The organism is Kitasatospora sp. NPDC053308, from assembly GCF_055585785.1.
Genome location: NZ_JBVJJY010000002.1, coordinates 301,994 through 327,610, shown reverse-complemented (window position 1 = coordinate 327,610; position 25,617 = coordinate 301,994). Strand labels below are relative to the sequence as shown.

24 protein-coding genes are annotated in these 25,617 nt (G+C 74.9%); 17 read left to right on the top strand and 7 right to left on the bottom strand.

The features are described 5' to 3' along the window. Positions 1-291, bottom strand: coding sequence for a phosphopantetheine-binding protein (locus ACZ6Y7_RS06760; protein ID WP_465756750.1), 291 nt, complete (start codon positions 289-291; stop codon positions 1-3). Between the two features lie 83 nt (positions 292-374). After that, entirely contained in the window at positions 375-1,307 is a 933-nt protein-coding gene (locus ACZ6Y7_RS06755) for a 3-oxoacyl-[acyl-carrier-protein] synthase III C-terminal domain-containing protein (RefSeq protein WP_465756749.1), read from the bottom strand. 166 nt (positions 1,308-1,473) lie between these two features. Here ACZ6Y7_RS06755 and ACZ6Y7_RS06750 point away from each other — a divergent pair, with 166 nt between their 5' ends. The 4 genes from ACZ6Y7_RS06750 to ACZ6Y7_RS06735 all read left to right on the top strand — a co-directional run bounded on the left by ACZ6Y7_RS06750 (position 1,474) and on the right by ACZ6Y7_RS06735 (position 4,892). Beyond that, positions 1,474-1,773, top strand: coding sequence for a hypothetical protein (locus ACZ6Y7_RS06750; RefSeq protein WP_465756748.1), 300 nt, complete (start codon positions 1,474-1,476; stop codon positions 1,771-1,773). Beyond that, positions 1,770-2,921 (top strand): glycosyltransferase, encoded by a 1,152-nt coding sequence (locus ACZ6Y7_RS06745; protein ID WP_465756747.1) that lies wholly within the window; start codon positions 1,770-1,772, stop codon positions 2,919-2,921. Before ACZ6Y7_RS06750 ends, ACZ6Y7_RS06745 begins: the two co-directional genes overlap by 4 nt. Positions 2,922-3,034: 113 nt before the next feature. Further along, positions 3,035-4,066 carry an ATP-binding cassette domain-containing protein gene (locus tag ACZ6Y7_RS06740; protein ID WP_465756746.1) on the top strand — a complete coding sequence of 344 codons (1,032 nt, stop codon included), beginning with the start codon at positions 3,035-3,037 and terminating at the stop codon, positions 4,064-4,066. Between the two features lie 61 nt (positions 4,067-4,127). After that, positions 4,128-4,892 carry an ABC transporter permease gene (locus ACZ6Y7_RS06735; protein ID WP_465756745.1) on the top strand — a complete coding sequence of 255 codons (765 nt, stop codon included), beginning with the start codon at positions 4,128-4,130 and terminating at the stop codon, positions 4,890-4,892. Between the two features lie 69 nt (positions 4,893-4,961). On the opposite strand, the gene ACZ6Y7_RS06730 is transcribed toward ACZ6Y7_RS06735, so the two are convergent. The 4 genes from ACZ6Y7_RS06730 to ACZ6Y7_RS06715 all read right to left on the bottom strand — a co-directional run bounded on the left by ACZ6Y7_RS06730 (position 4,962) and on the right by ACZ6Y7_RS06715 (position 9,296). Then, positions 4,962-6,248: an aminotransferase-like domain-containing protein gene (locus tag ACZ6Y7_RS06730; protein ID WP_465756744.1), complete on the bottom strand. Its 1,287-nt coding sequence runs from the start codon at positions 6,246-6,248 to the stop codon at positions 4,962-4,964. After that, a complete protein-coding gene (locus ACZ6Y7_RS06725) occupies positions 6,245-7,180 on the bottom strand; it encodes an alpha/beta hydrolase (RefSeq protein ID WP_465756743.1) in 936 nt (311 codons plus the stop codon). Before ACZ6Y7_RS06725 ends, ACZ6Y7_RS06730 begins: the two co-directional genes overlap by 4 nt. A 183-nt stretch (positions 7,181-7,363) precedes the next feature. Further along, positions 7,364-8,149, bottom strand: a complete 786-nt coding sequence (locus tag ACZ6Y7_RS06720; RefSeq protein WP_465756742.1) for a class I SAM-dependent methyltransferase — start codon at positions 8,147-8,149, stop codon at positions 7,364-7,366. A 43-nt stretch (positions 8,150-8,192) separates the two neighbouring features. Then, complete coding sequence (locus ACZ6Y7_RS06715; protein ID WP_465756741.1) at positions 8,193-9,296, bottom strand: alpha-hydroxy acid oxidase; 1,104 nt, start codon at positions 9,294-9,296, stop codon at positions 8,193-8,195. Positions 9,297-9,474: 178 nt separating this feature from the next. Between ACZ6Y7_RS06715 and ACZ6Y7_RS06710 the strand changes: the two genes are divergently transcribed. From ACZ6Y7_RS06710 to ACZ6Y7_RS06655, 12 genes are all read left to right on the top strand, one after another. Continuing rightward, a complete protein-coding gene (locus ACZ6Y7_RS06710; RefSeq protein WP_465756740.1) occupies positions 9,475-10,935 on the top strand; it encodes a class I adenylate-forming enzyme family protein in 1,461 nt (486 codons plus the stop codon). A 60-nt stretch (positions 10,936-10,995) separates the two neighbouring features. Then, positions 10,996-11,280, top strand: coding sequence for a phosphopantetheine-binding protein (locus ACZ6Y7_RS06705; protein WP_465756739.1), 285 nt, complete (start codon positions 10,996-10,998; stop codon positions 11,278-11,280). Further along, positions 11,277-11,627 carry a hypothetical protein gene (locus ACZ6Y7_RS06700; protein WP_465756738.1) on the top strand — a complete coding sequence of 117 codons (351 nt, stop codon included), beginning with the start codon at positions 11,277-11,279 and terminating at the stop codon, positions 11,625-11,627. The genes ACZ6Y7_RS06705 and ACZ6Y7_RS06700 overlap by 4 nt, the downstream gene beginning before the upstream one ends. A 65-nt stretch (positions 11,628-11,692) precedes the next feature. Then, positions 11,693-12,850, top strand: a complete 1,158-nt coding sequence (locus tag ACZ6Y7_RS06695) for a beta-ketoacyl synthase N-terminal-like domain-containing protein (protein ID WP_465756737.1) — start codon at positions 11,693-11,695, stop codon at positions 12,848-12,850. 13 nt (positions 12,851-12,863) lie between these two features. Next, positions 12,864-13,394: a beta-ketoacyl synthase chain length factor gene (locus ACZ6Y7_RS06690; protein WP_465756736.1), complete on the top strand. Its 531-nt coding sequence runs from the start codon at positions 12,864-12,866 to the stop codon at positions 13,392-13,394. Positions 13,395-13,611: 217 nt separating this feature from the next. After that, positions 13,612-15,228 carry a class I adenylate-forming enzyme family protein gene (locus ACZ6Y7_RS06685; RefSeq protein ID WP_465756735.1) on the top strand — a complete coding sequence of 539 codons (1,617 nt, stop codon included), beginning with the start codon at positions 13,612-13,614 and terminating at the stop codon, positions 15,226-15,228. Further along, positions 15,225-16,541, top strand: coding sequence for a beta-ketoacyl-[acyl-carrier-protein] synthase family protein (locus tag ACZ6Y7_RS06680; protein ID WP_465756734.1), 1,317 nt, complete (start codon positions 15,225-15,227; stop codon positions 16,539-16,541). Before ACZ6Y7_RS06685 ends, ACZ6Y7_RS06680 begins: the two co-directional genes overlap by 4 nt. 91 nt (positions 16,542-16,632) lie before the next feature. Then, positions 16,633-17,688: a 4-hydroxyphenylpyruvate dioxygenase gene (gene hppD / locus ACZ6Y7_RS06675; protein WP_465756733.1), complete on the top strand. Its 1,056-nt coding sequence runs from the start codon at positions 16,633-16,635 to the stop codon at positions 17,686-17,688. A 102-nt stretch (positions 17,689-17,790) separates the two neighbouring features. Then, a complete protein-coding gene (locus ACZ6Y7_RS06670) occupies positions 17,791-18,705 on the top strand; it encodes a phytanoyl-CoA dioxygenase family protein (RefSeq protein WP_465756732.1) in 915 nt (304 codons plus the stop codon). Positions 18,706-18,776: 71 nt separating this feature from the next. Continuing rightward, a complete protein-coding gene (locus ACZ6Y7_RS06665) occupies positions 18,777-19,787 on the top strand; it encodes a thiamine pyrophosphate-dependent dehydrogenase E1 component subunit alpha (protein WP_465757006.1) in 1,011 nt (336 codons plus the stop codon). Then, entirely contained in the window at positions 19,784-20,755 is a 972-nt protein-coding gene (locus tag ACZ6Y7_RS06660; protein WP_465756731.1) for an alpha-ketoacid dehydrogenase subunit beta, read from the top strand. The genes ACZ6Y7_RS06665 and ACZ6Y7_RS06660 overlap by 4 nt, the downstream gene beginning before the upstream one ends. Positions 20,756-20,771: 16 nt before the next feature. Then, positions 20,772-21,560, top strand: coding sequence for a DUF3050 domain-containing protein (locus ACZ6Y7_RS06655; protein ID WP_465756730.1), 789 nt, complete (start codon positions 20,772-20,774; stop codon positions 21,558-21,560). 17 nt (positions 21,561-21,577) lie between these two features. Here ACZ6Y7_RS06655 and ACZ6Y7_RS06650 read toward each other — a convergent pair whose 3' ends face one another. After that, on the bottom strand, positions 21,578-22,927 hold the full coding sequence (locus ACZ6Y7_RS06650; protein ID WP_465756729.1) for an acyltransferase: 1,350 nt from the start codon (positions 22,925-22,927) through the stop codon (positions 21,578-21,580). Positions 22,928-23,237: 310 nt separating this feature from the next. Here ACZ6Y7_RS06650 and ACZ6Y7_RS06645 point away from each other — a divergent pair, with 310 nt between their 5' ends. Next, a complete protein-coding gene (locus ACZ6Y7_RS06645) occupies positions 23,238-25,586 on the top strand; it encodes an ABC transporter ATP-binding protein/permease (protein WP_465756728.1) in 2,349 nt (782 codons plus the stop codon). The last annotated feature ends 31 nt before the right edge of the window (positions 25,587-25,617 follow it).

The window sequence follows — 25,617 nt, the reverse complement described above, 5'->3', positions numbered from 1 at the left end:
TCAGTCCTCGGGGATGACGTGTCCGGCGACGTACTCGGCGAGCCGGGTGACCGAGCGCAGGTCGTCCTCGGTGATCTGCTCGACGTCCACCTGGATGTCCAGGGACTCCTCCAGTTCCAGGATGAGTTCGATGGTGCCGGCGGAGGTGAGGCCGAGGTCGTCGAAGAGGCAGGCGTCCTGCGGGATCTCGGGCAGGTCGCGCTTGAGGACGCGCGGCAGGAGTTCGCCGATGCCGTGCAGGATCCGCTCCCGCAGCTCGGGGTCACTGGTCTGGACCACTGGTTCTGACATGGGGGTACCGTCCCGTCGTACGTGGGAAGTGCGTCCTGAGGGGTTCCGGGTGCGGCCGACGATCCCGGGTCACTGACGGGCCGTCAGCACTGCAAGGCCATCGCGGAGAAGGTGGCTCCGACACCGGCGGCGGCGATCAGGTAGTGGTCGCCGCGGCGGAGCAGACCCCGCGTGGAGGCGGTGTGGAGATTGATGAGGCCGTCTGCAGCGAAACTGTGCCCGACCGACCGCACGTTGTCCAGCACCACTTTCTCGACCGGGTAGCCCATGCGGCGCGCGATCATCCGCCAGGACGCCTGGTTGACGTTGTGCGGCAGGATCGCGGCCAGGTCCGAGAGGTCCAGACCGGCCTGGTCGAGGGCGGCCTCGATCGCCTCGACCATCACGTTCGGGTACTCGCGCTGGTAGCGGGCGAGCAGGTCCGGGTCCTCGGCCAGCCGGCCGTCGAACTCCGGGCGCTGGCGCACCGCGAAGGAGAGCACCCGGTGGCGCTCGCCACCGGCGCTGACCAGGCAGGCAGCCGCGCCCTCGGCGAAGATGCCGGTCTCGGGCACCACTTGGGCGTCCCTGGTGAAGGTCTTCTCCCCCGCCAGGACCAGCGCGAGCGCCGCCGGGTCGGGATCGGAGGCCAGCAGCCGCCCGGCCAGGTCGATGGCCAGCAGGCCCACCGCGCAGGCGTGGTGGGTCACCGTGAAGGCGTCGGCGTGCGCGAGGCCGCGGGCGGCGAGCAGCTCGTGCAGGGGGTTGAACGGGTGGGGCACCGCCACCGGCATGCTGCGGGCGTGGATCACGAAGCGGATGTCGCGTTCGCGTCCGCGCAGCTCCGGCAGGTCGTCCAGGGCGGCGTCGAGCAGGTCGGGCAGCGTCCCGGCCGGATCCAGACGCAGCTGGTCCAGGCCGTGGAAGCGGCGGAAGAGACGAAGTTGACGTGGGGTCAGGCCGATGCGCTCGCCCACCGCCTCGATGGGCACGGCGTGTGGGGGGAGGTGAACGGCCACTGCCTCCAGTGCGGTCACGCGGGCTAGTATTCCGACGCCCGCCGGGTCGCACAAGTGATCTCGAACCCCGAGACGCGCCCGGTGGCGCCCGCCGCCGAGGCGGCCACCCTCCCGAATCCGTCGACCGCTCACCGGTGCGGCCGCCCTGCGCCGTCGCACCGCCGAGCAGGTGGGAGCCCCTGTCATGGCACATCCCGAACCGCCATCCCGCGCAGTCCCGTTGGATCCGGCGCTGGTCGCGCTGCTGGTCGAGGCCGCCGACGGGCCGCCCGGCTGGGCGGGCCGCGTCACGCCGGACGCCCGGCTGGACGGCGACCTGCTGCTGGACGAGACCGAACTCGCCGTGCTGGCCCAGCGCCTGAGCGAACGCTTCGGCCCGGCCGCCGACCTGGCCGCACTGCGCGCCGGGCTCGACCTGGCCGCCCTGGAGGCGCTGACCGTCGCCGACCTGCAGGGGCTGCTCCCCGAGGAGGGCGCCCGATGACGCGGTTCCTGCTGGTGATGCCCCCGCTGACCGGACACGTCAACCCGGCCGCGGGCATCGCCGCCGAACTCGCCGCACGCGGCCACGACGTCGCCTGGACCGGGACGGAGTCGGTGCTGCGGCCGCTGCTCGGCGCCGACGCCCGCGTGCTCGGCACCGGCACCCGGGCGTTCCGGGCGCAGGGCGGACACGGGCTGGCCGCGCTGCGCTCGCTCTGGGAGGGCTTCATCCTCCCGTACGCGCGGTTCACCGCGAAACCGCTGGACGCCGCCGTACGGGAGTACCGGCCAGACATGCTGCTGGTCGACCAGCACACCCCGGCGGGCGCACTGGTCGCGCACCGGCACGGGCTGCCGTGGGCGAGCTTCGCGCCCGGGGCGATGGAACTGGGCCGTCCGTACCGGGCGTTGCCGCAGGTCGAGGCATGGATGACCGGACTGCTGCGCGGGCTGTGGGAGCGCGCCCGGCTGCCGGCGGAGGAGTACGTCGACCCGCGGTTCTCCCCCGCCCTGGTGGTGGCGACCAGCGGTCCGGCGCTGACCGGTGCGACCGTGCCGGCCCCGCCGGGCCTCGCCGCGGTCGGGCCGGTGATCGCGGACCGGCCGCACGATCCCGGTTTCCCGTGGGAGCGGCTGCTGCCGGGCCGCCGCCGGGTGCTGGTGACCATGGGAACGCTGGCCGGCGAGCTGGGCGCGGACTTCCTGGCCCGGGCCGCCTGGGCGCTGGAGCTGTGCGGCCGTTCCGTGCAGCCGGTGTTCGCGGCGCCACCCGCCCTGCTGCCGGAACTCCCGCCGCACGCGGTCGCGGTGGACCGGGCGCCGGTGCTGGAACTGATGGCGCGCGGCGAGCTGGACGCGGTGCTGTGCCACGGCGGGATGAACACCGTGGGCGAGGCGCTGGCGCACGGACTGCCGCTCGTCACCGCGCCGATCCGGCACGACCAGCCGTTCGTCGCCGCCCGGGTCGCGGCGGCCGGGGCCGGGCTGCGGGTGCCGTTCGCCCGGGTCACCCCGGAGCGGCTGGCGGCCGCACTGCTGGCCGTCCTCGGGACGACGGCGTACCGCGACACCGCGGTCCGGCTCGGGAAGGACCTGCTGGCCGGCGGCGGAGCGGGGGCGGCCGCGGACCGCCTGGAGGCGCTCGGCTGAGCCCTGCCCGGAACCCCATTAGCAGACCGGGAGATCGCACGTCCATTGGTCTAGGCCATTGTTTCCGGGCCGGAGTTCGCCCTAGGGTGTCGCAGCAGCACCGCCCTCCGCAGGTGCCGAGCACCGCCTCCCAGGTGCCGTGGCAGCCCATCCCCGTACGGGAGTTCCGGTTGATCGAGACCACGGGACTGCGCAAGTCCTACCGCAAGAAGACCTCCCGCCGCGGCGGCGGGCACCAGACCGTCGACGCCGTCCGCGGCATTGACCTGTCGGTCGCCGCCGGCGAGATCTACGGCTTCCTCGGCCCCAACGGCGCCGGGAAGACCACCACCCTGCGCATGCTGGCCACCCTCATCCGCCCCGACGGCGGGCAGGCCGCCGTCGCCGGCGCCGACCTGTCCGCCGACCCGGCCGGCGTCCGCCGCCGGATCGGCTACGTCGCCCAGGGCGGCGGCACCACCGACCACGTCAGCGCCCGCGAGGAGCTGGTGCTGCAGGCCCGGATGTACGGCGCGCCCAAGGCGCGGGCCGTGCAGGCCGCCGAGGACGCGCTCAAGGCCTTCGACCTGGGCGAGTTCGGCGACCGGCCGTGCGCCACCTACTCCGGCGGCCAGCGCCGCCGGGTGGACATCGCGCTCGGGGTGATCCACCGGCCCCGGGTGCTGTTCCTGGACGAGCCGACGGTCGGACTGGACCCGGCCGGCCGGGCGCGCGTCTGGGAGGAGATCCGCCGGCTGCGCACCGAGGGCATGACCGTCGTCGTCACCACCCACTACCTGGACGAGGCCGACGCGCTCTGCGACCGGGTCGCCATCGTCGACCACGGCCGGGTCGTGGCCGAGGGCACGCCCGAGGCGCTCAAGCGCGAGATCTCCGGCGACGTCGTGCTGGTCGGCCTGGACGGCGGCGCAGGCGTCGCCGAACGGGCGGCCGCGGTGCTGCGCCCGCAGCCGTACCTGCACCGGCTGGAGGCCGACGGGGACGAAGGGCTGCGGCTGTACCTGGAGGACGGCGCCGCCGCCATCCCGCAGCTGCTGCGCGCCCTGGAGGCGACGGGTGTCACACCCGGCACCGTCCAGCTCCAACGGCCCAGCCTGGACGACGTGTTCCTGGCCCGCACCGGCCGCTCGCTGCGGCAGTCCTGACCCGCTCGCCCTGCGGGTAGACCGCGCAGGGCGGGGACCCGTACGACCTCCTGGGGAGACCGTGAAGCTCGCCCGTGACACCTGGCTGGTCTTCCAGCGCCAGCTGCTGCTCATGATCCGCACCCCGGTGTGGATCGCCGTCGGCATCATCCAACCGCTGTTCTACCTGCTGCTGTTCGCACCGCTGCTGAAGAAGGTGCTCGCCCCCGAGGGCGCGAACAGCTACGCCGACGCCTACCAGGTGTACGTGCCGGGCCTGTTGGCGGTGCTGTGCATCTTCGGCGGGTTGTTCACCGGCTTCAGCCTGCTCGGCGAGCTCAAGGCCGGGATCATCGAGCGCTCCCGGGTGACGCCGGTGAGCCGGCTGGCGCTGCTGCTCGGGCGGGCACTGCGGGAGATGGTGGCGCTGCTGGTGCAGGCCGTCCTCATCACGCTGATCGCGCTGCCGTTCGGACTGCGGGTGAGCCCGCTGAACCTGCTGCTCGCCTATCTGCTGCTGGGGCTGCTGGCGCTGATGACCTCGGCGATCTCCTTCGGCATCGCGCTGATGGTGCCCGCCGACGCGGCGATGGCGCCGGTGGTGAACACCCTGGCGCAGCCGATCGCGCTGCTGTCCGGGGTGCTGCTGCCGCTCACCCTGGCGCCGGACTGGCTGCAGCAGCTCGCCCGCTGGAACCCCTTCTACTGGGCGGTGGAGGGCATGCGCGCGCTGTTCTCCGGGCACGCCGGGGACAGCGCGGTCTGGCAGGGGCTGCTGGTGGTCGTGGCGATGACCGTCCTGGCGGTGTACTGGTCGGCGCGGCTGTTCTCCACCCGGGTGCGCTGAGAGGCCGCCGTCGAAGGGGGCCCGGCTCACCCCGAGCCGGGCCCCCTTCGGTGTGCGCGCCCGCGGCCGTCAGGAGCGGATGAAGGCCGCCAACTTCGCCACGCCGTCGATGATCTGAGCTTGCGTCAGCGAGCTGATCGAGAGCCGCAGCCGGTGCTCACCGCCGCCCGCCGGATAGAACGGCGCCATCGGCGTCCACAGCACCCCGTGGTCGCGGGCGCAGCGCTCCATGGCCGCGTCGTCGGCCGTGAACGGCACCGTCAGGACGGCGAAGAAGCCGCCGTCCGGCCGGTTCCAGGAGACGCCCAGGCGCCGGCGCTCGGAGGCCGGGAAGTGCCGGTCCAACTCCCGCAGCAGGGTGTCCATCCCGGCCGCGTAGTGGGCCGTGGCGCGGGCGTTGGCGGCGCGCAGCCGGCAGTCGTGCGCCAGCAGCATGCCGCCGATGACGGCCTGGCTGAGCGCGGGCGTGTTGACCGTCGTCATGCTCTTCAGCTTGGCCAGCTCGTCGGCCAGCAGCCGGCGCCGGCCCGCGGGCCCCACCACCTCCTGGTCGGCGACGACGTAGCCGAGCCGGGCGCCGGGGAAGCAGGTCTTGGCGAAGGACCCCAGGTGGACGACCCGGCCGTGCCGGTCCAGCGCCTTCAGGGTCGGCCGCGGACCGGGCGTGCGGGCGAAGAAGCCGTACGGGTTGTCCTCGACGACCAGCACGCCCTCCTCGGCGGCCGCTTCCAGCAGCCGGGTGCGGGCGGCGACCGGCATGCTGGCGCCGGAGGGGTTGGCGAAGTCCGGGACGACGTAGAGGGCACGCGGGCGGCGGCCCTCGGCCCGGACGGCGCGGGCGGCGGCGCGGACGGCCTCCGGGTCCGGGCCGCCGTCCGGGCCTTCGGGGACGGGCCGGGTGGTCAGGTCGAGCAGCCGCGCGGCGCCGGTGACGCCGACGTAGCAGGGTGAGCTGACCAGCAGCACGTCGTCCGGTCCGGCGCAGAGCGCGCGCAGGGTGAGCAGCATGCCCTCCTGGGCGCCGACGGTGAGCACCAGGGCCTCGGGGGCGACGGTGAGGCCCTCGTCGTTGGCCAGGGTGCGGGCGACCAGGTCGTTGACGATGCCCTTGGTGGGGCCGTACTGGAACAGCGTGGTGCGCACGGCGTCCCGGTCGAGGCCGCGGTCGGCGAGGTGCGCCAGGAAGCGCTCCAGGTGCGCCGGAACGTCCTCGGGCTCGAAGAAGCCCTCGTAGGGGCGGCCGGGGGCGAAGGAGACGGCACCGGGGTGGCGGGTGGTGACCTCGTTGAGGAAGGTCATCGCATCCAGCAGCGGGTCGGAGAGGGAGGCGTGCAGGTCGGCCGGCGAGAGCTTCACCGCAGGGCCTCCCGGAGCCGCGCGGCGGCGTACGCCTGCGCCTCGGTGGCGGCGTCCAGGGTGCCGGTCATGGCGAAGAATCCGTGCGGCACGCCCTCGTAGCGGCGCAGCTCCACCGGGATCCCGGCGGTGCGCAGCGCCTCGGCGTACTGCTCGCCCTCGTCGCGCAGCGGGTCGTACTCGGCGGTGAGGACGGTCGCGGGCGGGAGTCCGGCCAGGGTGGCGGCGCGCAGCGGGGAGGCGTACGGGTCGGCGCCGTCGACCCGGTCGGCCAGGTAGTGGCCCCAGTACCAGGCGACCGAGCGCCGGTTGAACAGCAGCGGGTCGTCGTGTTCGCGCAGCGAGGGGGTGTCGGCGCGGTGGTCGGTGTTGGGGTAGACGAGCAGTTGGTGGCGCAGGGCGGGGCCGCCGCCGTCACGCAGCAGCAGGGTGAGGGCGGCGGTCAGGTTGCCGCCCGCGCTGTCGCCGCCGACCGCAAGGCGGTCCGGGTCGAGGCCGAACTCCTCGGCCCGGGCGACGAGTTCCAGGAGCGCCGCGCGGCAGTCGTGCAGGGCCGCGGGGAAGGGGTGTTCGGGGGCGAGCCGGTAGCCGACGGAGGCGGTGAGGCAGCCGACGGCGTTGGTGAGGCGGCGGCAGACGGCGTCACTGGTGTCGGGCGAGCCGAGGGTCCAGCCACCGCCGAACAGGTAGAGCAGGGCGGGCAGCCGGCGGCCCGGCGGTTCGGGGCGGTAGAGCCGCAGGGCGAGTTCGCCGCCGGGGCCCGGGAAGCGGTGCTCCTCGACGGCGGCGACCGGCTCGGGGGTGCCGGCCGCGGCGCGGATGTCGGCGAGGTCGGCGGCGCGGGCCTCGGCGAGGGTGAGGGTGTAGAGCGGCGGTGCGCCGCTGCTCGCGCGCCGGGCGCGCAGGGCCTTGGCCTGGGGGTGCAGGGGCATGGGCGGTGGTCCCGTTCTGGGGCGGCGGGGTGCTTCGGGCGGGGTCGTCGGGCGGGGTTCGCCGAGGGCCTCGGCGGTCCGAGGGCCTCGGGGCCCGGGGCCTCGGCGGTCCGGGCCCTCGGCGGTCCGGGGCGGCGGCCGTCGGGGTGCGGGCTCGGGGCCTGCGTGGGCGGTTCGGGGTGGTCAGCGGTCGGCCTCGACGTAGACGGTCTCGTCGGTGCGGAAGGCCGTGTCGAGGTCGGCCACGTCCGCGCGCAGGCCCTGGCGGTAGGCGCAGGGGCGGATCTGCTCGGGCGCGAAACCGGCCAGCGTGAGGACGTGCCGCAGCTCGTCCAGGTCGTAGATCCACTGGTGGCCGTAGTGGCGGAAGATCTGGTTGACCAGGAAGGCCGGGCGCGCGGGCATCGGCGGGCCGAAGCCGAGGGTGGTCAGCCGGCGGCGGTGCTTGGCGAGGAAGCCGTCACCGGTGGCGTAGCCGACCAGGTAGCGGGCGAGGTCGGGGGTGGTCAGCCGCAGGACGCCGCCGGGGCGCAGCACCCGGCGGGCCTCGCGCAGCCAGCCGACCGCGACGGGCAGGGTGACGTGCTCGATCAGGTGCTCGGCGTACACCCACTCGACGCTGGCGTCGGCGAAGGGCAGCGGCCGGGCGATGTCCAGCTGGGTGAACCAGCGGTCGCCGTCGACCCGGTAGAGGGTGCCGGGCTCGGTGGCGGCGCCGGTGCCGGTGGCGGTCAGGGTGGCGAGGTCGGTGCCGAGGCCCTGCGGGTGGGCGGTCCGGAAGGCCGCGAACTCGATGCCGCTGAGGCCGAGTTCGCGGAAGTCGGCGTGGTCGTGCGGGAGCCCGCCGGGGTGCGCTTCGAGCGTGCCGCAGGTGGCGACGTCGGCGCTGAAGTCGTCCAGGCGGACGGCCAGGCCGTCGGGGTCGTCCCAGTCCCAGCCGGGAAAGCGGTCGGTGGTCTGCTCGGTCATCCGGGTCTCTCTCTCGAAGGTACGTGGGCGGGTGCCACGGGGTTCAGCCGGCGGCGCCGCACGGCCAGCGGGCGAGGGCCGTGCCGTCCAGGTCGGCGAGCCGGGGGCGGCCCAACAGGGCCAGGGTGTGCTCCAGTTCCTCCCGCAGCAGGTCGAGCACCCGGTGCACGCCGGCTTCGCCGCCGGTGGCGAGGCCCCAGAACACCGGACGGCCGACCAGCACGGCGCGGGCGCCGAGGGCGAGGGCGACGGCGATGTCCGCACCGGTCCGCACACCGCCGTCGAGCAGCACCGGGAGTTCGGCCGGGACGGCTTCGACGACCTCCGGCAGGGCGGCCAGCGCCGGTACCGCCCCGTCGAGTTGGCGGCCGCCGTGGTTGGAGACCAGGACGGCGTCGGCGCCGTGCTCGACGGCGAGCCGGGCGTCCTCGGCGGTGAGGATGCCCTTGAGGACCAGCGGCAGCCGGGTGCGCTCGCGCAGCCAGGCGAGGTCGGCCCAGGTCAGGGTGGGGTCGAACTGCTCGCGGGCGTGCTCGGCGATGCCCGAACTGCCGTCGGAGGCGAGGTGGCTGGCGGACATCAGGGCCGGATCCAGGTTGACGGCACGGACGGCGGGCGGGATGGCGAAGCCGTTGCGCAGGTCGCGCAGCCGGCGGCCGATCCTGGGCGCGTCCACGGTCAGCACCAGGGCCCGGTACCCGGCCGCCTCGGCGCGCTCGACCAGGGCGGCGAGGGCCTCGCGTCGGCGCAGCCAGTACAGCTGGAGCCAGAGCGGGCCGGTGGCGGCCGCGGCGATCTCCTCCAGGGTGCGGCTGGCGAACATCCCGGCGACCAGCAGGGCGCCGGTCCGGCCGGCGGCGCGCGCGGTGGCGGTCTCGCCCTCCGGATCGACCAGCCGGTGGTAGGCCATCGGGGCGACGCCGAGCGGGAGGGCGAGCGGCGCGCCGAGCAGGGTCAGCGCGGGGTCGCAGGCGGAGACGTCGACCAGGGTGCGCGGACGCAGCGCATAGCGTCCGAACATCTCCCGGTTCGCCGTCAGGGTGCGTTCATCGCCACTGCCCCCTTCGATGAAATCCCAGATTTCCGGGGGAAGTTGTGCGCGCGCGGCGCGCTCGATCCCGGCCAGCGTGAGTGCGCCCACGGGCATTCCTCGTTCCCGGACGGCCACGCGCGGGCCAGTCCCGGTTCGGCAGCGTAGGAGCAACGACCACATTGGTATAGACCTTGATTTGACCAAACGTCTGTGCCATGGTCTGGCAACGGAATTGACCGCTTTGGCTGTGAACGGCGTTCATGTCAAATCCCCTCACTTGTGTGGAGCCGCGTTGACCGGCTTTTCCCTCTCTTCAGTTCCGCATTCCGCACCGCCGCACTCGGACGCCCCCGGCGACTGGGTCGACCGGCTCCTGCTGGCCGGCCGCGGCGACGAGGAGTGCCTGCACCTCGGCGCGCCGCTCGACCGGGACGCCCTGCGCGCCCTGGTCGCGGAGCAGTCCGTACGACTGACGGCCGCCGGACTCGGCCCCGGCGGGACGGCCGCACTGCGACTGCCCCCCTCGGTGGCGTTCGTCGCCGTACTGCTGGCATGCTGGCGGCTCGGTGCCCAAGTCGCCCTGATCGACCACCGGTTGACCGACCACGAGGTCGACGCGGCGGTCTCGCGGCTGGCCCCGCAGGTGCTGGTAGGCTCCGCCCACCGGCCCGCGGCGGCGCTGCGCGGCTTCTCCGAGGTGGACCCGGTGCCCGTCGCGCTGCCGGACGGCCGGCCCGCCCGCACCGGGCACGCGCTGATCCAGCTCAGCTCCGGATCGACCGGCCCGGCCAAGGTCATCGGCCGAACCGCCTCCGACCTGCTGCGCGAACTGGACTGCTACCGGAGGCTGGTGGATTTCCCCGGCGAGGGCGAGCGGGTCGTCCTGCTCTCCTCGGTGGTACACGTGCTCGGGCTGGTCGGCGGGCTGCTCAACGGCCTGTACGCCCACGCCGCGCTCACCGTGCCGGAGCGGATGACGGCGGCGGGCATCCTGGCCGCGGTCGCCGGCTCCGACCGGCCGACCACCGTCCTCGGAGTGCCCTTCCATGCCGAGCTGTTGGCGGGGACGGTCGCTCCACCGCCGCTGCCCCGGCTGCGGCGGATGGTCGTCGCGGGGGAACTCGTCCGCCCGGGCCTGCCCGCGCTGTTCACCCGGCGCTACGGCGTCCCGCTCGGCACCATGTACGGCATGACCGAGACCGGGGTCATCGCCACCGACCTCGACGGCACCCTCCACCCGGCCAAGCGCCCCGTCCACGGGATGCGACTGCGCGTGGTGCAGGGCGAGTTGCAGCTCGGCGCGGCGTCCTCCCCGTACCCCGGACCGGACGACCCGACGCGGTGGTCGGACGGCTGGCTGCGCACCCGGGACGCCGCCGAGCTGTCCGAGGCCGACGGGCTGGTCACCGTGCTCGGCCGGCTGGACTCCCAGGTCTCGATCGGCGGACTGAAGGTCGACCTCACCGAGGTCGAGCAGACCCTCACCGCGCTGGCCGAGGTCCGCGAGGCGGTGGTCGTCTTCGACGGCGGAGCGATCGAGGCCTACCTGGCCACCGAACCCGACGCCGACCTCGCCCTCCTCCAGGAGGGACTGACCCGCCGCCTCGCCGCCTACAAGCGGCCGCGCCGGCTCACCCTGCTCCCCGCACTGCCCCGCACCGCCACCGGAAAGCTGCTGCGTGACCCGGCCGCCCTGCGCGACTCCGCCGCGGCCGCCGCCACCGCCGCGCCCGCCGTGACCGCCGCGCGCTGACCGCCCCTACCGCACGTACCGCACGCACCCCCCGACAGGCCCGACAAGGAGTCCACCACCATGCAGGACCGCATCCGCGCCTTCGTGCTCGCCGCCCTCACCGAGATGCAGTACGACGTCTCCGACGTCACCGGCGACACCGACCTCGGCCCGGCCGGGCTGGACCTCGAATCGCTCGCGCTGGCCGACCTGTCGGTGCAGGTCGAGGACGAGTTCGGGATCAAGTTCGACCTGGACGAGATGGAGACCACCGCGCTGATGACGCTGGACGAGTTCACCGCCGACGTCGCCCGGCGGATCGACGCCCTGACCGCCTCCCCCGCCACCTCCGGCAGCGCCGCGTGACCGGCTCCCCCGACGCGACCGACGCAAACGGCGCGACCGACGCAAACGGCGCGACCGACGCGACCGACGTTAACGGCGCAGACGGCGCGACCGGCGCGGACGGCCTCCCGGACCGGGCCGAGGTGCTCACGATGCTGGCGGCGTTCGGGCAGCGCGCCGCCGACACCGTGCCCGAGGAGCTCGGCTCACTCGAACTCACCTGGTTGGTAGCCGAGTTCGAGCAACGCTACGGACTGCAGCTGGACCTGGACGACGACAGCTTCGGCGCGGTACGGACGGTCGACGACGCGACCGGGCTGCTGCGCGACGCCGTCGCGGCCGGGCGACGCGCGGGCACGCGGCCGTGAACGGCCCCGCCGCCGGGGCCGGGCCCCCGCCACGGACGCCGGGGCGCACGCCGTGGACGCCCGGGATGCCGACGGTCGCGATCCCGGTCGTCACCGGCATCGGCGTGCTCAGCGCCGCCGGACGCGGGCTCGCGGCGCTTTCCGAAGCCGCCGCGCACGGCAAGGCCTCGTTCGGCCGGGTCACCCGCTTCGACGTCGGCGCCCGCCGCACCACCCGGGCCGCTCTCCTCCCCGACGCCCTGTCCGCCATGCCCGTCCCGCATGCCCAGGAGGCACCCCCTGGCAGCGCCGTCCTTGCCGCCGGAGCGGTGCTCGACGCGATCGGCCAGGCCTGCCGGCAGGCCGGACTGACCACCTCCGAGGGCGCCGCCCTGCCCGTCCTGCTCGCGCTGCACAGCGACGCGTCCACCCGGGCGACCGCCGAGGCCGTCGCCACCGGAGTGCGTGCGGACTGGGGCGCCCCCGGCGTCACCCGGGTGTACACCGGCGCCTGCGTGGCCGCCGCGACGGCCATCGCCGACGCCGCCGTCCTGGTGGCCACCGGCCGGCACGATCGGGTGCTGGTCGCGGCTGTCCACCTGGTCGGACCGGGCGTGTTCGCCGTCTTCGACGCCGGGCGCGCGCTGGCCCGCGACGGCGAGCTGCGCCCGTTCAGCACCGGGCGGAGCGGCACCCTGCTCGGTGACGCGGCCGCCGCCGTCGTGATCGAGGCCACCGCGGCCGCCGAGCGGCGCGGTACGCCCGCGCTGGCCCGGCTGGCCGGCTGGGGCAGAGCCGGGGACGCCCACCACGTCTGCCGCCCTGAGCCGGACGGCGCCGGAGTGGCCCGGGCGGTCGAGGCCGCGCTGACCCGCGCGGGCGTCGCCCCGACCGAGGTCGGTTACGTCAACGCCAACGGCACCGGCTCGCCGCTGTCCGACCTGGCCGAGGCGCGCGCCGTGCGACGGGTGTTCGGCCGGCACACCGACCGACTGCCGGTCAGCTCCAGCAAGTCCGTGCACGGCCATGCCCTGGAGGCCTCGGCCCTGATCGAACTCGCCGTCACTGTCGGCGCGTTGGGATCGGGCCTGCTGCCGGTCAACGCCGGCTGGCTCGGCCCCGACCCGGACGTCGGCCTGGACCTCGTCCTGGACGGCCCGCGCGCCGCCCGCCCCGCCTACGCGCTCAGCCTCAACTCCGCCTTCGGCGGCGCCAACACCGCCCTGCTGCTGGCCCCTGGATGACACCGACACCACCATGACCTCCCCCGCCGACGACACCCACGGCCTGCGACTCCTCGCCGAGGCCCGCCGCCCCGCCCCCGGCCTGCCCGGGCCGCCGCCACCGCTGCCCGGCTTCGCCGCCTCCGGCTTCAACCCGCTGGTCGCCGACACCGCCGACCGCTGCCTGCGCGCCCTGCACGACGAACCGCCCGCCCCCGGACGGACCGCCCTGCTGCTGGCCAGTGCGAGCGGCGACCTCGCCACCGCGCGGGCCATCGAGCAGAGCGCCGGACCCGGACGGCGCACCGGTCCGCTGCTGTTCTTCCAGTCCAACCCGAATGCCGTCCTCGGGCACATCGCCGCCCGCTGGGGCCTGACCGGCCCGGTGGTGGCGATCTGCCCGGCCCGGCCCGCGGCCCCCGGGCGCGTCCCCGCGGACGCGTACGAACTCGCCGCGCTGCTGCTCGCCGACGGTGACGCCGACCAGGTGCTGGTCATCGCCGCCGAGCAGACGCCCGACGGGGACCACGCCGCGGCCGTCCTGCTCTCGCACCCGTCGGCCTGACGGCCCGCGACCTCCGCCCGGCCCCCCCGAAGACCCGGCACCCCCGTCCGGCGCCTGAAGACCCGCGACCTCCGTCCGGGTCCTGAGGGCCCACAGTTCCGGCCCCACGTCCGGGCCCCCAGCCCCGGCCCGCCGCGCCGCCCGCGCGGCCGACCGACCCTGCCACCCGATCAGCCGACCGGGCCGTCCACCGGCCCCGAGGGAGGGACCCACCCCCGTGACCATCCGCAGTCTCCGCACCCTGCTCGCGGACGACCCCGACGTCGGCGCCGGCAACGTCCTCACCACCCGGATCGCGCTCGGGCTGGACGTCGACGAGCCGCTGCTCACCTTCGACACCACGGTGGACGACCACCCCGCCTGGCAGCCGCTCACGCTGCGCGAGCTGGACCGCGCCGTGCGGGCCCGCGCCGCCGCCCTGCACGCGCTCGGCATCGCCCGGCGCGACCCGGTCGTGGTGTACGCGAGCGCCGCCGCCGACCACGTGCTCGCCTTCCTCGCCCTGGCCCGGCTCGGCGCCATCCCCGCGCTGCTCAACCCCAACCTCGACGGCGAGCGCGCCGCCCGCTACATCGCCCGTCTCGGCGCCGCCGGTGTCCTCGCCGATCCCGCCCACCTGGCCGCCCTGACCGGCCACGACCCCGGCGCGCCGCTGCTGCCGGAGATCGGCACCCTCGCCGCCGGCGACCCCGACGACGCCCCGGAGCCGTACCGGCACTGGTCCGGCGACCCGGTGGCGATCACCCACTCCTCCGGCACCACCGGGATGCCCAAGGCCGTCGTCCACTCGCACGCGAGCCTGTACGCGGCGATCCGCCACCGGCTGCGGCTGCCCCGCCCGCAGGGCCAGGACCGGATGCTCAGCGCCCTGCCCGCGCCGCACGCCGCGACCGTCATCGCGCTCAACCTGGCGCTCAGCTCGCACACCCGACTGGCCTTCCTCTCCCGGCAGTCCGGCGACGGCGTGCTGGCCGCGATCGAGCGGTGGCGGCCCACCGGGGTGATCGGCTTCGCCGCCACCTGGGCCGACCTGGCCCGCCACGACCTCGCCGCCCGGGACCTCGGCTCGGTCGCGCTCTGGTGGAACACCGGCGACTGCGCGCACGAGGTGCACATCCGCCGCCTGATCGCCGTCGGCAGCCGGGAGACCGTCACCCGCGCGGGCCGCTCCCGCGTGCCCGGTTCGCTGTTCGTGGACGGCCTCGGCTCCACCGAGATGGGCCACTCGCACTTCTTCATCACCCACGGCCCCGGCACCGAGCGGTACGGCCGCTGCGTCGGGCGGCCGCACGCCTTCGTCGACTGCGCGGTGGTCGGCCCGGACGGCGAGCCGCTCGGGCCCGGCGAGGTCGGTGAACTCGCCACCGCCTCACCGACCTTGGCGCTCGGCTACTGGAACGACTCGGCCACCACCTTCCGCACCCGGGTCCGCGGCCGCTTCCTCACCGGGGACCTGATGTACCGCGACGAGGAGGGCTACTACTACCACGTCGACCGGGCCGTCGACTCGGTGGAACTCGGCGACGGCGAGAGGCTGTTCACCGCGATGTCGGAGGAGCGGGTGCTCGCCGCCTGCCCGGAGGCGGTGGACTGCACGGTGGTGGCGGTACGGGACGGCGGGCGGGTGGTCACCGACGTCCTGCTGCTGCTCGCCGAGGGGGCCGACCCGGCGCTCGACCGCACCGAGGACGTCCTCGCCGCCCTGGACGGGCCCACCGCCGCGACCGTCCGCCGGGTGTCGGTGGTCTCCGGGGACGACATCCCGCTCGGCCCGACCGGCAAGGTCCGCAAGGTCCTGCTGCGCGAACGCCACCTCGCGGCGGTGGACGCGTGAGCGGCACTCCGCGCGCGAGCGGCACTCCGCGCCCGAGCGGCGGCCGTCCGGTGAGCGGCGCGAGGCCGCGCCGCGGCGCCGTCGTCACCGGCATCGGCCTGGTCTCCCCGCTCGGCCGCAAGCCCGTCGAGGTGTTCGAGGCGCTGACCGCCGGCCGCTCCGGCGTGCGCGCCGTCCCCGAGGGCCACGCCGCGCACGGCTGGCTGCCCGCCGCCGGAATCGCCCCCGCCGTGGACGGCCGGGAGGTGCTGCCGCCGACCGAGACCCGCTGCGTGGACCGCTTCGTGCTGCTCGGCCTGGCCGCCGCCGACGACGCGCTGGCCGACGCCGCCCTGGTGGTCGGCCGGGACGCCGACCCGCACCGGACCGCCGTGGTGCTGGCGACCGGCGGCGGCGGGCTGGAGACCTTCGAGCAGCAGTCGCACCGCCGGCTGGAGCGCGGCCGCCCGGGCGTCAGCCCGTACCTGCTGCCCGGGATGCTCTCCAACATGGCCGCCGCCCGGGTCGCCATCAAGCACGGCATCCGGGGCTACAGCTCCGCCGTGGTGACGGCCTGCGCGGCCGGCGCCCAGGCGATCGCCGAGGGGCTGCGCCTGATCCGGGCCGGCGACGCGGACGTGGTGGTGTGCGGCGGCACCGAGTCCTCGCTGCACCCGACGATCGCCGCGGCCTTCACCAACGCCCGGGCGCTCGCTCAGGGTTGGGACGATCCCGAGCAGGCGAGCCGGCCCTTCGACGCCCGGCGCAACGGCTTCGTGCTGGGCGAGGGCAGCGCGGTGCTCGTGCTGGAGAGCGTCGAGCACGCCGAGGCGCGCGGCGCGGCCGGCTACGCGGAGGTGATCGGCTGGGGCGCCTCCACCGACGCCCACCACCCGACCATGCCCCGGCCGGACGGCACCGGCGCCGCCGACGCGATGCGCGCCGCGCTCGCCGACGCCGGCCTGGCGCCGGGCGACATCGACTACGTGAACGCCCACGGCACCGGCACCAAGCTCGGTGACGTGGCCGAGACCGCGGCCCTGCGCGCCGTCTTCGGCCCGCACCCGCCCGCGGTCAGCTCCACCAAGGGCGCCACCGGGCACCTGCTGGGCGCCGCCGGCGCGCTGGAGGCGGCGGTGACCGCCCTGGCGGTGGCGAGGGGGACGCTGCCGCCCACGCTCAACCTGACCGACCCAGACCCGGCCTGCGACCTGGACCACGTCCGGGCCGCCGCCCGGTCCGCCCCGGTGCGCGCCGCGCTGAGCAACGCCTTCGCCTTCGGCGGCCACAACCTCAGCCTCATCCTCGGCCCGGCCACCCGGGCCGCCCGGTAGACGCCGTACCGGGCAGCACGGCAGCCCGGTGGACGTCCCGCCGGGCAGCGCGCCGATCCACGACCCGCCATCCCTCCGGGGGGAGATCCCGTTGTCCATCCAGACCATCGTCCACGCCGAGTTCCACTGCGCCGACGCCGACAAGGCCGCGGCCGAGCTCTGCGCCGACTACGGCTTCACCGCCGCCGATCCGACGCTCGGCCCGGGCGGCACCCGCACCGTTGAGCTCGACCAGGGCGCCATCCGGCTGCAGCTGGCCTCCGCCGTCGACCCCGGCCACCCGGTGGCCGGGTTCGTCGCCCGGCACGGGGACGGCGTCGCCGTCCTCGCCCTCGGCTGCACCGATCCGCGGGCCGCCCTGGAGCGCGCCGAACGGCACGGCGCCCGCGTGCTGGACCGCGAGGGCGCCCTGGTCGCCGGCTTCGGCGACACCGCGCTGCGCTTCGTCCCGCTGCCCGTCCCCGGCTCCGCCCACGGATCCGGCACCGGCTCCGCCCGGGGATCCACCGACGGATCCACCGGCGCGCCGACCGCCGGCAGCGCGCAGCCGCCCCTGCTGGACCGGCTCGACCACGTCGCGATCTGCCTCCCGGCCGGCGAACTCGCCCCCTCCGTGCGGTTCTGCGAGGCCGCGCTGGGCTTCCACACGATCTTCGAGGAGTACATCGAGGTCGGCGAACAGGCCATGGACTCCAAGGTGGTGCAGAGCCCCTCCGGCGCGGTCACCTTCACGCTGATCGAGCCCGACACCCGCCGCCGTCCCGGCCAGATCGACGACTTCCTCGCCGCCCACGGCGGCGCCGGCGTGCAGCACCTCGCGTTCAGCACCCGCGACATCGCCGCCGCCGTCCGGACCATCCGCGCCCGCGGCGTGGAGTTCCTGACCACCCCGGACGCCTACTTCGACGTCCTGGCCGAGCGCTTCGGCGCGACGGCCATCCCGGTGGAGACCCTGCGTGACCTCCACGTCCTGGTCGACCAGGACCACGGCGGCCAGCTGTTCCAGATCTTCGCCCGCTCGACCCACCCCCGGCGCACCTTCTTCCTCGAACTGATCGAGCGCCAGGGCGCGGGCACCTTCGGCACCGCGAACATCAAGGCCCTGTACGAGGCGGTCGAGCGGCACGGCTCCGCCGCCGCCGTCTGACCGCCCGCGGCCGCCCCGCCGCACCTCTGCCCGCCGCACCTCCGCACCTCCGCACCTCCGCCCCTCCGCACCTCCCCGCACCTCCGAAGGAGGCCCGCCACCATGACCACGACCACCGGGTTCCGGCTCACCGAGGCCGAGCGCGCCCTGCTGCCCACCCCCGAGGAGGTGGCCCACTACCGCGAGCACGGCTGGTACCTGTCCCGCCGGCTGTTCGGCGACGAGGAGCTGGACACCCTCCAGGCCGCCACCGAGCTCTACTACGCCGGCCACCGCGACCGCGAACTGCCCGTCCGCCCGCCCCGGTTGGCCGCCTGGCAGCCCTCCGACGGGCCGGTCCAGCGGCACAACGACTACGTCCACTACGAGAGCGAGGCGATCGGCGCGATCCTGCGCAAGCCGCTGGTCGGGGCGGTGGCCGCCCTGCTCGCCGGGGCCGAGGAGATCCGGATCTTCCAGGCCACCCTGATCTACAAGCCGCCGGTGCCCGAGGAGCCCAGCAACCGGGTGCCGTGGCACTTCGACAAGCACTACTGGCAGACCTGCACCTCGCAGGAGATGCTCACCGCCTTCATCCCGTTCCACGACTGCCGGGAGGAGAACGGCACCATCACCATGGTCGACGGCAGCCACCGCTGGCGGGAGCTGCCCTCCGCCGAGGACTCCACCCGGCACTTCGCCGACCGCGACCGCTCCGAACTGGACGGCATCCTGGCCGCCAACGCCGCCCACAACGGACAGCGGGTGACCAAGGTCCCGATGCCGATCCCGCGCGGCCACGTGTCCTTCCACCACTGCCGCACCTACCACGGCAGCGGCCCCAACCTGGCCCGCCACCCGCGCCGGGCCGTCTCGCTGCACCTGCAGGACGGCGCCAACGAGTACCGCCGGCACGACCGGGCCGACGGCGAACCGGTGGTGTACAACCACGACGTGCTGGTGCGCCGCACCCCGGACGGACGGCCCGACTACGCCGACCCGGACTTCTGCCCGACCGTCTGGCGGGGCCGGCCGTGACGGCTCCCCCGCAGGTGCTGCGCGCACCCGGCGTCCCCGCCGCGCTCGGCACGCCCGCCGAGCGCTACCGGATGCTGCGGCTGATCCGCGACTTCGAACAGGTGGCGCTCGGCCTGGTGAAGACCGGCGGGATCCCCGGCGGCATCCACCCCTACATCGGGCAGGAGGCCGTCGCGGTGGGCGTCTGCTCGGTGCTGCGCCCGGCCGACCGGCTCACCAGCACCCACCGCGGCCACGGCCACGTGCTCGCCCGGGGCGCCGCGCCGCACCGGCTGCTCGCCGAACTGCTCGGCCGGGTCGGCGGGTTGAACGGCGGCCGGGGCGGCTCCATGCACGCGGCCGACCTTTCGCTGGGCATCCTCGGCGCCAACGGCATCGTCGGCGCCGGCGCCCCGATCGCGGTCGGCGCCGCCTGGGCCGCCCAGCAGGCGCAGGCGCGGCAGACGCCGTCCCCAGCCGCCCGGACCCGGCCGGACGGAACCGAGCAGGGGGAGCCGGGCGGCAGCTGCCCGGTGGCGGTGGCCTTCTTCGGGGACGGCGCGCTCAACCAGGGCGTCCTGCTGGAGTCGCTCAACCTCGCCGCGATGTGGCGCCTGCCGGTGCTGTTCGTCTGCGAGAACAACGGCTACGCCACCACCCTGCCGGCCGCGACGGCCGTCGCGGGCAGCGCCACCGGGCGGGCGGCCGCCTTCGGCATCCCCGCCGAGGCGGTGGACGGCATGGACACCGAGGCCGTGCGCGCCGCCGCCCTGCGCGCCGTCGAGCGGGCCCGGGCGGGCGGTGGCCCCGGCTTCCTGGAGTGCCGCACCTACCGCTTCGAGGGCCACCACACCATGGAACGCAGGATGAAGCTGCGCTACCGGACCCCCGAGGAGGTGGAAACCTGGCGCGCGCGGGACCCGCTCCCCCGGGCCGCCGCCCTGCTCGACCCCGCCGTCGTCGCCGAGCTGGACCGGTCGGTGGCCGAACTACTCGCGGACGCGGCGGAGTTCGCGCACGCCTCGGACCACCCGGACCCGGCGGGCGCCCTGGACCACCTGTACGCCGACGGGCTGCGGCCCCGGGCGGGGGCGGCGCCGTGACCAGGCTCTCGTACACCAAGGCCCTCAACCGGGCGCTGGCCGACGAACTCGCCGCGGACCCGGCGGTCTGCGTCTTCGGCGAGGACATCGGGGCCGGCCTGGCCGGGCCCACGCTCGGCCTGCTGGACCGCTTCGGCCCTGGGCGGATCGTCGACACCCCGCTGTCCGAACAGGCCTTCACCGCACTGGCGGTGGGCGCCGCGCTGGCCGGCCGGCGCCCGGTGCTGGAGTTCCAGATCCCCTCCCTGCTGTTCCTGGTCTTCGAGCAACTCGTCAACCAGGCGCACAAGTTCTCGCTGATGACCGGCGGCCAGGCGGCGGTGCCGCTGACCTGCCTGGTGCCCGGATCCGGCTCGCGGGACGGCTGGGCCGGGCAGCACTCCGACCATCCGTACAGCCTGTTCGCGCACGCCGGGATGAAGACCGTGGTGCCCGCCACTCCCACGGACGCCTACGGGCTGCTGCGCTCGGCGATCCGGGACCCGGACCCGGTCGTGGTGTTCGCGCCGGCCGCCGCCCTGCCGGTGCGCGAGACCGTCACCCGGGAGCTCGGGCCCGTCCCGCTCGGCCGGGCCCGGATCCACCGACCGGGCACCGACGTCACCGTGGTCGCCGTCGGACACCTGGTGCACGACGCGCTCGCCGTGGCGGAGGAGGTCGCCGAAGAGATCTCTGTCGAAGTCCTCGACCCGCGCACGCTGTACCCCCTAGATTGGGCCGCGCTCACCGCCTCGCTGGAACGTACCGGCCGACTGGTCGTGATCGACGACTCCAACCGCAGCTGCGGCTTCGGCGCGGAGGTCCTGGCCACCGCAGCCGAGGACATGCGGCTGATCGCGCCACCCCGCCGGGTCACCCGCCCGGACGGCGCCGTCCTGCCCTTCGCCCCCACCCTCGACCGCGCCCTTCAGCCCACCCGCGAACAGCTGCGGCACGCGCTGTACGGCGTCATGAAGCACCACCACTGAGCGACAAGGAGCCCGCATGTCCGCCAACCGCTACCACTGGGACCGTTCCCACCCCGGCCTCACCAGCCTGCAGCGGGCCATCGACCCGCTGCGCCACGAGGTGGTCGGCCACTCCGTGTACCACGAGCTCACCAGCATCGAGCGCGTCCGCACCTTCCTGAACAGCCACGTCTTCGCCGTATGGGACTTCATGTCGCTGCTGAAGAGCCTGCAGCGCGACCTGACCTGCGTCGAGGTCCCGTGGGTCCCGAGCGGCCCGACGGCCAGCCGCCGGCTGATCAACGAGATCGTGCTGGTCGAGGAGAGCGACGAACTCGGCGAGGGCTACACCAGTCACTTCGAGCTCTATCTCGAGGGCATGCGCCAGGCCGGCGCCGACACCCGCCCGGTGACGGAGTTCCTGGGCCTGCTGGGCACCGGCAGAGCCGTGCCGGAGGCCCTGAAGGCGGCCGAAGTCCCGCAGGCCGCCGTCGACTTCACCGGCACCACCTGGTCGATCATCGAGCACGCGCCGCTGCACTGCCGGGCCGCCGCCTTCGCCTTCGGCCGTGAGGACCTGATCCCGGAGATGTTCACCCAGGTGATCGCGATCGAGGACCCGGAGGGCGTGCTCACCGTCTTCAAGGACTACCTGGCCCGGCACATCGAGGTCGACGGCGAGCAGCACACCCCGATGGCGATGCAGATGCTGATCGACCTGTGCGGCGACGACCAGGCCAAGTGGGACTCCTGCGCCGAGACCGTCCGCACCGCCCTGCGGGCCCGCTCCGCGCTGTGGACGGCGATCGAGCGCTCGTTCACCTGACCGGCGGCCGGTAGCCGTCAGAGCACCTTCGGCAGCACGGCCGACGACCCGGGCAGCTCGTCGGCCGCCGTACGGTACCGGTGCAGTGCCGCCCGGCCCTCCGCCCCGCGGACCCGGGCGGCGAGCCGGGCCGGCAGCACCACCGTGCTCAGGTACCCCTCGCCGCGGAACCCCTCGACCGTCCAGCTGACCCACGGCAGCGGGTAGTTGGCGGCGGGGCTGAAGAACACCGGGCGGTGCCCCTGGAAGCTCACCCGGTAGGCCCCGAAGCGGCTCCAGTTGGAGAAGCTGAACCGGCGCTCCGCCGGGTCGAAGCCCAGGGGCACGCACTCGCGCAGCCGGGAGCGCCCGAGCGCGGCCAGGAAGCCCAGGTTGGAGCGGAGGTTGAGGTGCGCGGTCGGGAACTCCTCGACCGCCGACCGCAGCGCGCCGGCGAGCGCCGCCGGACCATCGGCGGGCCGGTGCGGGACGTGGACCTCGCTCAGCAGGTTGCCCACCAGGGCGGGCGGGAGGCCGAGCCAGCGGCGGGCGTTGACCGGGACGGTCAGCATCCGCTCGGCGTCGTCGCCGTCCAACTCGCGCAGGGTGTCGAGGAGATGGGCGCAGAGCACGTCACCGGAGGACAGCCGGCGGCCGGTCGCCGCGCCGAACTCCGCTCGCATCCGGGTCACTTCGGCGTCGGTGAAGGCGATCTGGACCGTCCGGTTGGCGCGCGGAGCGGCCGCCACCGTACGGGCCAGCAGCTCCGCCTCCTCGGGCGAGGGCACCCGGAAGCCCGGCCGGCCGCAGTCCTCGGCGGGGAGCACCCCGTCCAGCAACGCGTCCTGGTCGGCGACGAGTTCGGCCTCCGGCAGCGGCTCGCCCTCGACCGCCGCCGACCAGATCCGCAGCAACAGCAGGAAGCTGTGCAGGTCGCCGATCGCATGGTGCCAGGAGCAGCCGAGCACCGTCCCGCCGTCGGCGGTCCGGGTGATCCGGACGGTGAGCAGCGGGGCGCCGCCGGTCCGCGCGACCGGGGCGTCCACCTGGTCGACCAGGTCGGCGCCGGGGGCGGTGGCCCGGGCCATCGCCTCGGCGAGCGTGCCCTCCACGGTGGAGGCGCCGAACGGCACGCCGGAGTCGTCGCAGACCGCTTCCAGGACACCGTCGACGGTGCGCAGCCGTCCGGCGAAGACCGGCACCCGTTCCAGCGCGCGGGCCAGTCCGGCGGCCAGCCGGTCCTCGTCCAGCGCGTGCTCGAAGCAGAGCACCACCGAGACGGCGAGGTCGGCGAGCATGGTGTCCATCAGGCCGCAGCGCAGCACCCGCCCGGTGGCCCGCCCGGCGCGGACGGTCCGGGATCGGCGCAACCGGGGCCAGATGCTCATGGGTTCCGTTCCGCAGCACTCGACGACGCTCGGCAGGACTCGGCCACTCCGGCCGCGCCCGGCGCGGGCACGCCGGACGCGCGGGCACGCCGAACGATAGTGCCGGGCGCGTCCAGTGGTCCAGTCCAATCCCGCAGTCCGGCACGGCTCTTCGGAAACGACCCCGCCGAACGCCCCGGGTGAACGTCCTGCCGAACGCTCCTGCCGGGCGCCCCGGGTGAACGGCTCCGCCGAACGCCCGGGCGGACGCTCCTGCCGGGCGCCCGGTCCGGAAAGGCCGCGCGGACCGCCCGGCGATAGAATGCCGAGCATGGGAGAGCGCCCCGGCGCACTCACCGCGCCGCCCCTCGTCCTGGTGACCGACACCGACTCCCAGCTGATCGACCCGACCCGGGCCTACCACCTCGGCCGCGACCCGACCAGCGAGATCGTCCTGGACGACCCCCGGGTCTCCTGGCACCACGCGATCCTGCGCGCCACCGACGACCACTGGCTGCTGGAGGACGTCGGCAGCACCAACGGCACCTTCGACGACGGCCACCGGGTCGTCCGCGAGGACGTCGGTCCGGGCACCAGGCTGCGCTTCGGCGATCCGGCCGACGGCCCGTCCGCGACCTTCGCGGGCCTGCCCGCGCCCGCACCGGACGAGCGCCCGTCCCTGATCGCCCCGCAGAGCTCCGGCACCTTCCGCAGCCCCAGCGCCGTCCTGCAGCTGCCGGACCACACCGTGCGGATCGGCCGCTCGGACGACAACGACCTGGTCCTGGACGACCTGGTGGTCTCCCGGCACCACGCCGAACTGCGCGAACTGCCCGACGGCGGGCACGAGATCGTCGACCTGGGCAGCCACAACGGCACCTACCTCAACGGGAGCCCGGTCCAGCGCGCCCCGGTCGGCCCGGCCGACATCATCGGCATCGGCCACTCCGCGCTCTGCCTCTCCGACGGCCACCTGGTCGAGTACACCGACACCGGCGAGATCTCGCTGGACGTCCAGCACCTGGTGGTGCGGGTGGGCCCCGACCGGCGGGTGCTGCTGGACGACGTCGGCTTCCCGCTGCCCGAGAGGGCGCTGCTCGCCGTGGCCGGCCCGAGCGGCGCGGGCAAGTCCACCCTGCTCAACGCGCTCACCGGGCTGCGCCCCGCCGACGAGGGCACGGTGCTCTACGACGGACGCGACCTGTACCGCGACTACGCCGAGCTGCGCCGCCGGATCGGCCTGGTGCCGCAGGACGACATCCTGCACACCCAGCTCACCGTCCGCCGCGCGCTGTCCTACGCCGCCGAGCTGCGCTTCCCCGGCGACACCGACCCGCACGAGCGGGAGGCCCGGGTCCTGGAGGTGATCCACGAACTGGGCCTGGACGCCCGGGCCGACCAGGTGATAGCCAGCCTCTCCGGCGGCCAGCGCAAGCGGGTCAGCGTCGCCCTGGAGCTGCTCACCAAGCCGTCCCTGCTCTTCCTCGACGAACCGACCTCCGGCCTGGACCCGGGCATGGAGCGCTCGGTGATGCACATGCTGCGCGGGCTGGCCGACGACGGCCGCACGGTGGTCGTGGTGACGCACAGCGTGCTCAGCCTGAACGTCTGCGACCGCCTGCTGGTGCTGGCCCCGGGCGGGCGGACGGCCTACTACGGGCCGCCCGGCGAGGCACTCGACTACTTCGGCTACCAGGAGTGGCCGGAGGCCTTCGAGGCCTTCGAGAACGAGGACCACGCCTCGTGGCAGGCGCGTTTCCGCGCCTCCCCGCAGTACCGGCGGTACGTGACGGCCGAGGCGGTGCCCGCGCTGCCCGTCCCGGTCCGGGCGCACGAGCCGGCCCCGGCGATCGGCCGGGAGCAGCCGCAGGGCTGGTTCTCCCAACTGGGCACCCTGATGCGCCGGTACGCGTCGGTGCTGGCCGCCGACCGGCTGTTCCTCACCATCATGGTGGTGCTGCCGTTCGTGATCGGCCTGATGTGCCGGGCGATGGCCGGCTCGCGCCTGACCCCGGTCAACGCCGTCAACTGCCTGCTCACGCTCTGCATCGGCGGTCTGCTGACCGGCGCCGCCAACTCGGTGCGCGAGCTGGTCAAGGAACGCCCGATCTACCAGCGGGAACGGGTGGTCGGGCTGTCCAGGTCGGCCTACCTGGTCTCCAAGGTGGTGATCCTCGGCATCGTCACGGTCGGTCAGGCCGCGGTGCTCACGGTGGTCGGCCTGGCCGGGGTGGACCTCTCGACGGCGGTGCCGACGGGGGTGGTGATGCCGCAACTGCCCGAACTGATCATCGCGGTGGCCCTGCTCGCGTTCTCGGCGATGATGCTCGGCCTGGTGGTGTCGGCGCTCGTGGACAAGGAGGAGGCCACCATGCCGCTGCTGGTGCTCCTCTCCGTCGTCCAGATCGTCTTCAGCGGCCTGATGCTCAAGCTGTACGGCGTTCCCGGGCTGGAGCAGTTCGCCTGGCTGATCCCGTCCCGCTGGGGCATGTCGGCGATGGCCCGCACGGTCGAGCTGCACACGCTCTTCCCCAACGACATCACCCAGGACCCGATGTTCCGCCACCAGCGGTCCGGGTGGGAGCTGAGCATGATCATGCTGCCGGCCCTGTCCGCCGCGTACGGGCTGGTCGTGCTGGCCCTGCTGCGGCGGCACGAGCCCGCGATCATGCGCAAGTGACGGTGGGCGGCCCGCCGCGCGCCGGGCCCGG

Coding starts and splice junctions, on each gene's coding strand:
- ACZ6Y7_RS06665 (WP_465757006.1), top strand. CDS start 18,777: ATGCTGCGGCTGATCCGCGACTTCGAACAGGTGGCGCTCGGCCTGGTG.
- ACZ6Y7_RS06670 (WP_465756732.1), top strand. CDS start 17,791: ATGACCACGACCACCGGGTTCCGGCTCACCGAGGCCGAGCGCGCCCTG.
- ACZ6Y7_RS06705 (WP_465756739.1), top strand. CDS start 10,996: ATGCAGGACCGCATCCGCGCCTTCGTGCTCGCCGCCCTCACCGAGATG.
- ACZ6Y7_RS06715 (WP_465756741.1), bottom strand. CDS start 9,296: ATGCCCGTGGGCGCACTCACGCTGGCCGGGATCGAGCGCGCCGCGCGC.
- ACZ6Y7_RS06725 (WP_465756743.1), bottom strand. CDS start 7,180: ATGCCCCTGCACCCCCAGGCCAAGGCCCTGCGCGCCCGGCGCGCGAGC.
- ACZ6Y7_RS06650 (WP_465756729.1), bottom strand. CDS start 22,927: ATGAGCATCTGGCCCCGGTTGCGCCGATCCCGGACCGTCCGCGCCGGG.
- ACZ6Y7_RS06690 (WP_465756736.1), top strand. CDS start 12,864: ATGACCTCCCCCGCCGACGACACCCACGGCCTGCGACTCCTCGCCGAG.
- ACZ6Y7_RS06745 (WP_465756747.1), top strand. CDS start 1,770: ATGACGCGGTTCCTGCTGGTGATGCCCCCGCTGACCGGACACGTCAAC.
- ACZ6Y7_RS06760 (WP_465756750.1), bottom strand. CDS start 291: ATGTCAGAACCAGTGGTCCAGACCAGTGACCCCGAGCTGCGGGAGCGG.
- ACZ6Y7_RS06750 (WP_465756748.1), top strand. CDS start 1,474: ATGGCACATCCCGAACCGCCATCCCGCGCAGTCCCGTTGGATCCGGCG.
- ACZ6Y7_RS06720 (WP_465756742.1), bottom strand. CDS start 8,149: ATGACCGAGCAGACCACCGACCGCTTTCCCGGCTGGGACTGGGACGAC.
- ACZ6Y7_RS06655 (WP_465756730.1), top strand. CDS start 20,772: ATGTCCGCCAACCGCTACCACTGGGACCGTTCCCACCCCGGCCTCACC.
- ACZ6Y7_RS06645 (WP_465756728.1), top strand. CDS start 23,238: ATGGGAGAGCGCCCCGGCGCACTCACCGCGCCGCCCCTCGTCCTGGTG.
- ACZ6Y7_RS06695 (WP_465756737.1), top strand. CDS start 11,693: ATGCCGACGGTCGCGATCCCGGTCGTCACCGGCATCGGCGTGCTCAGC.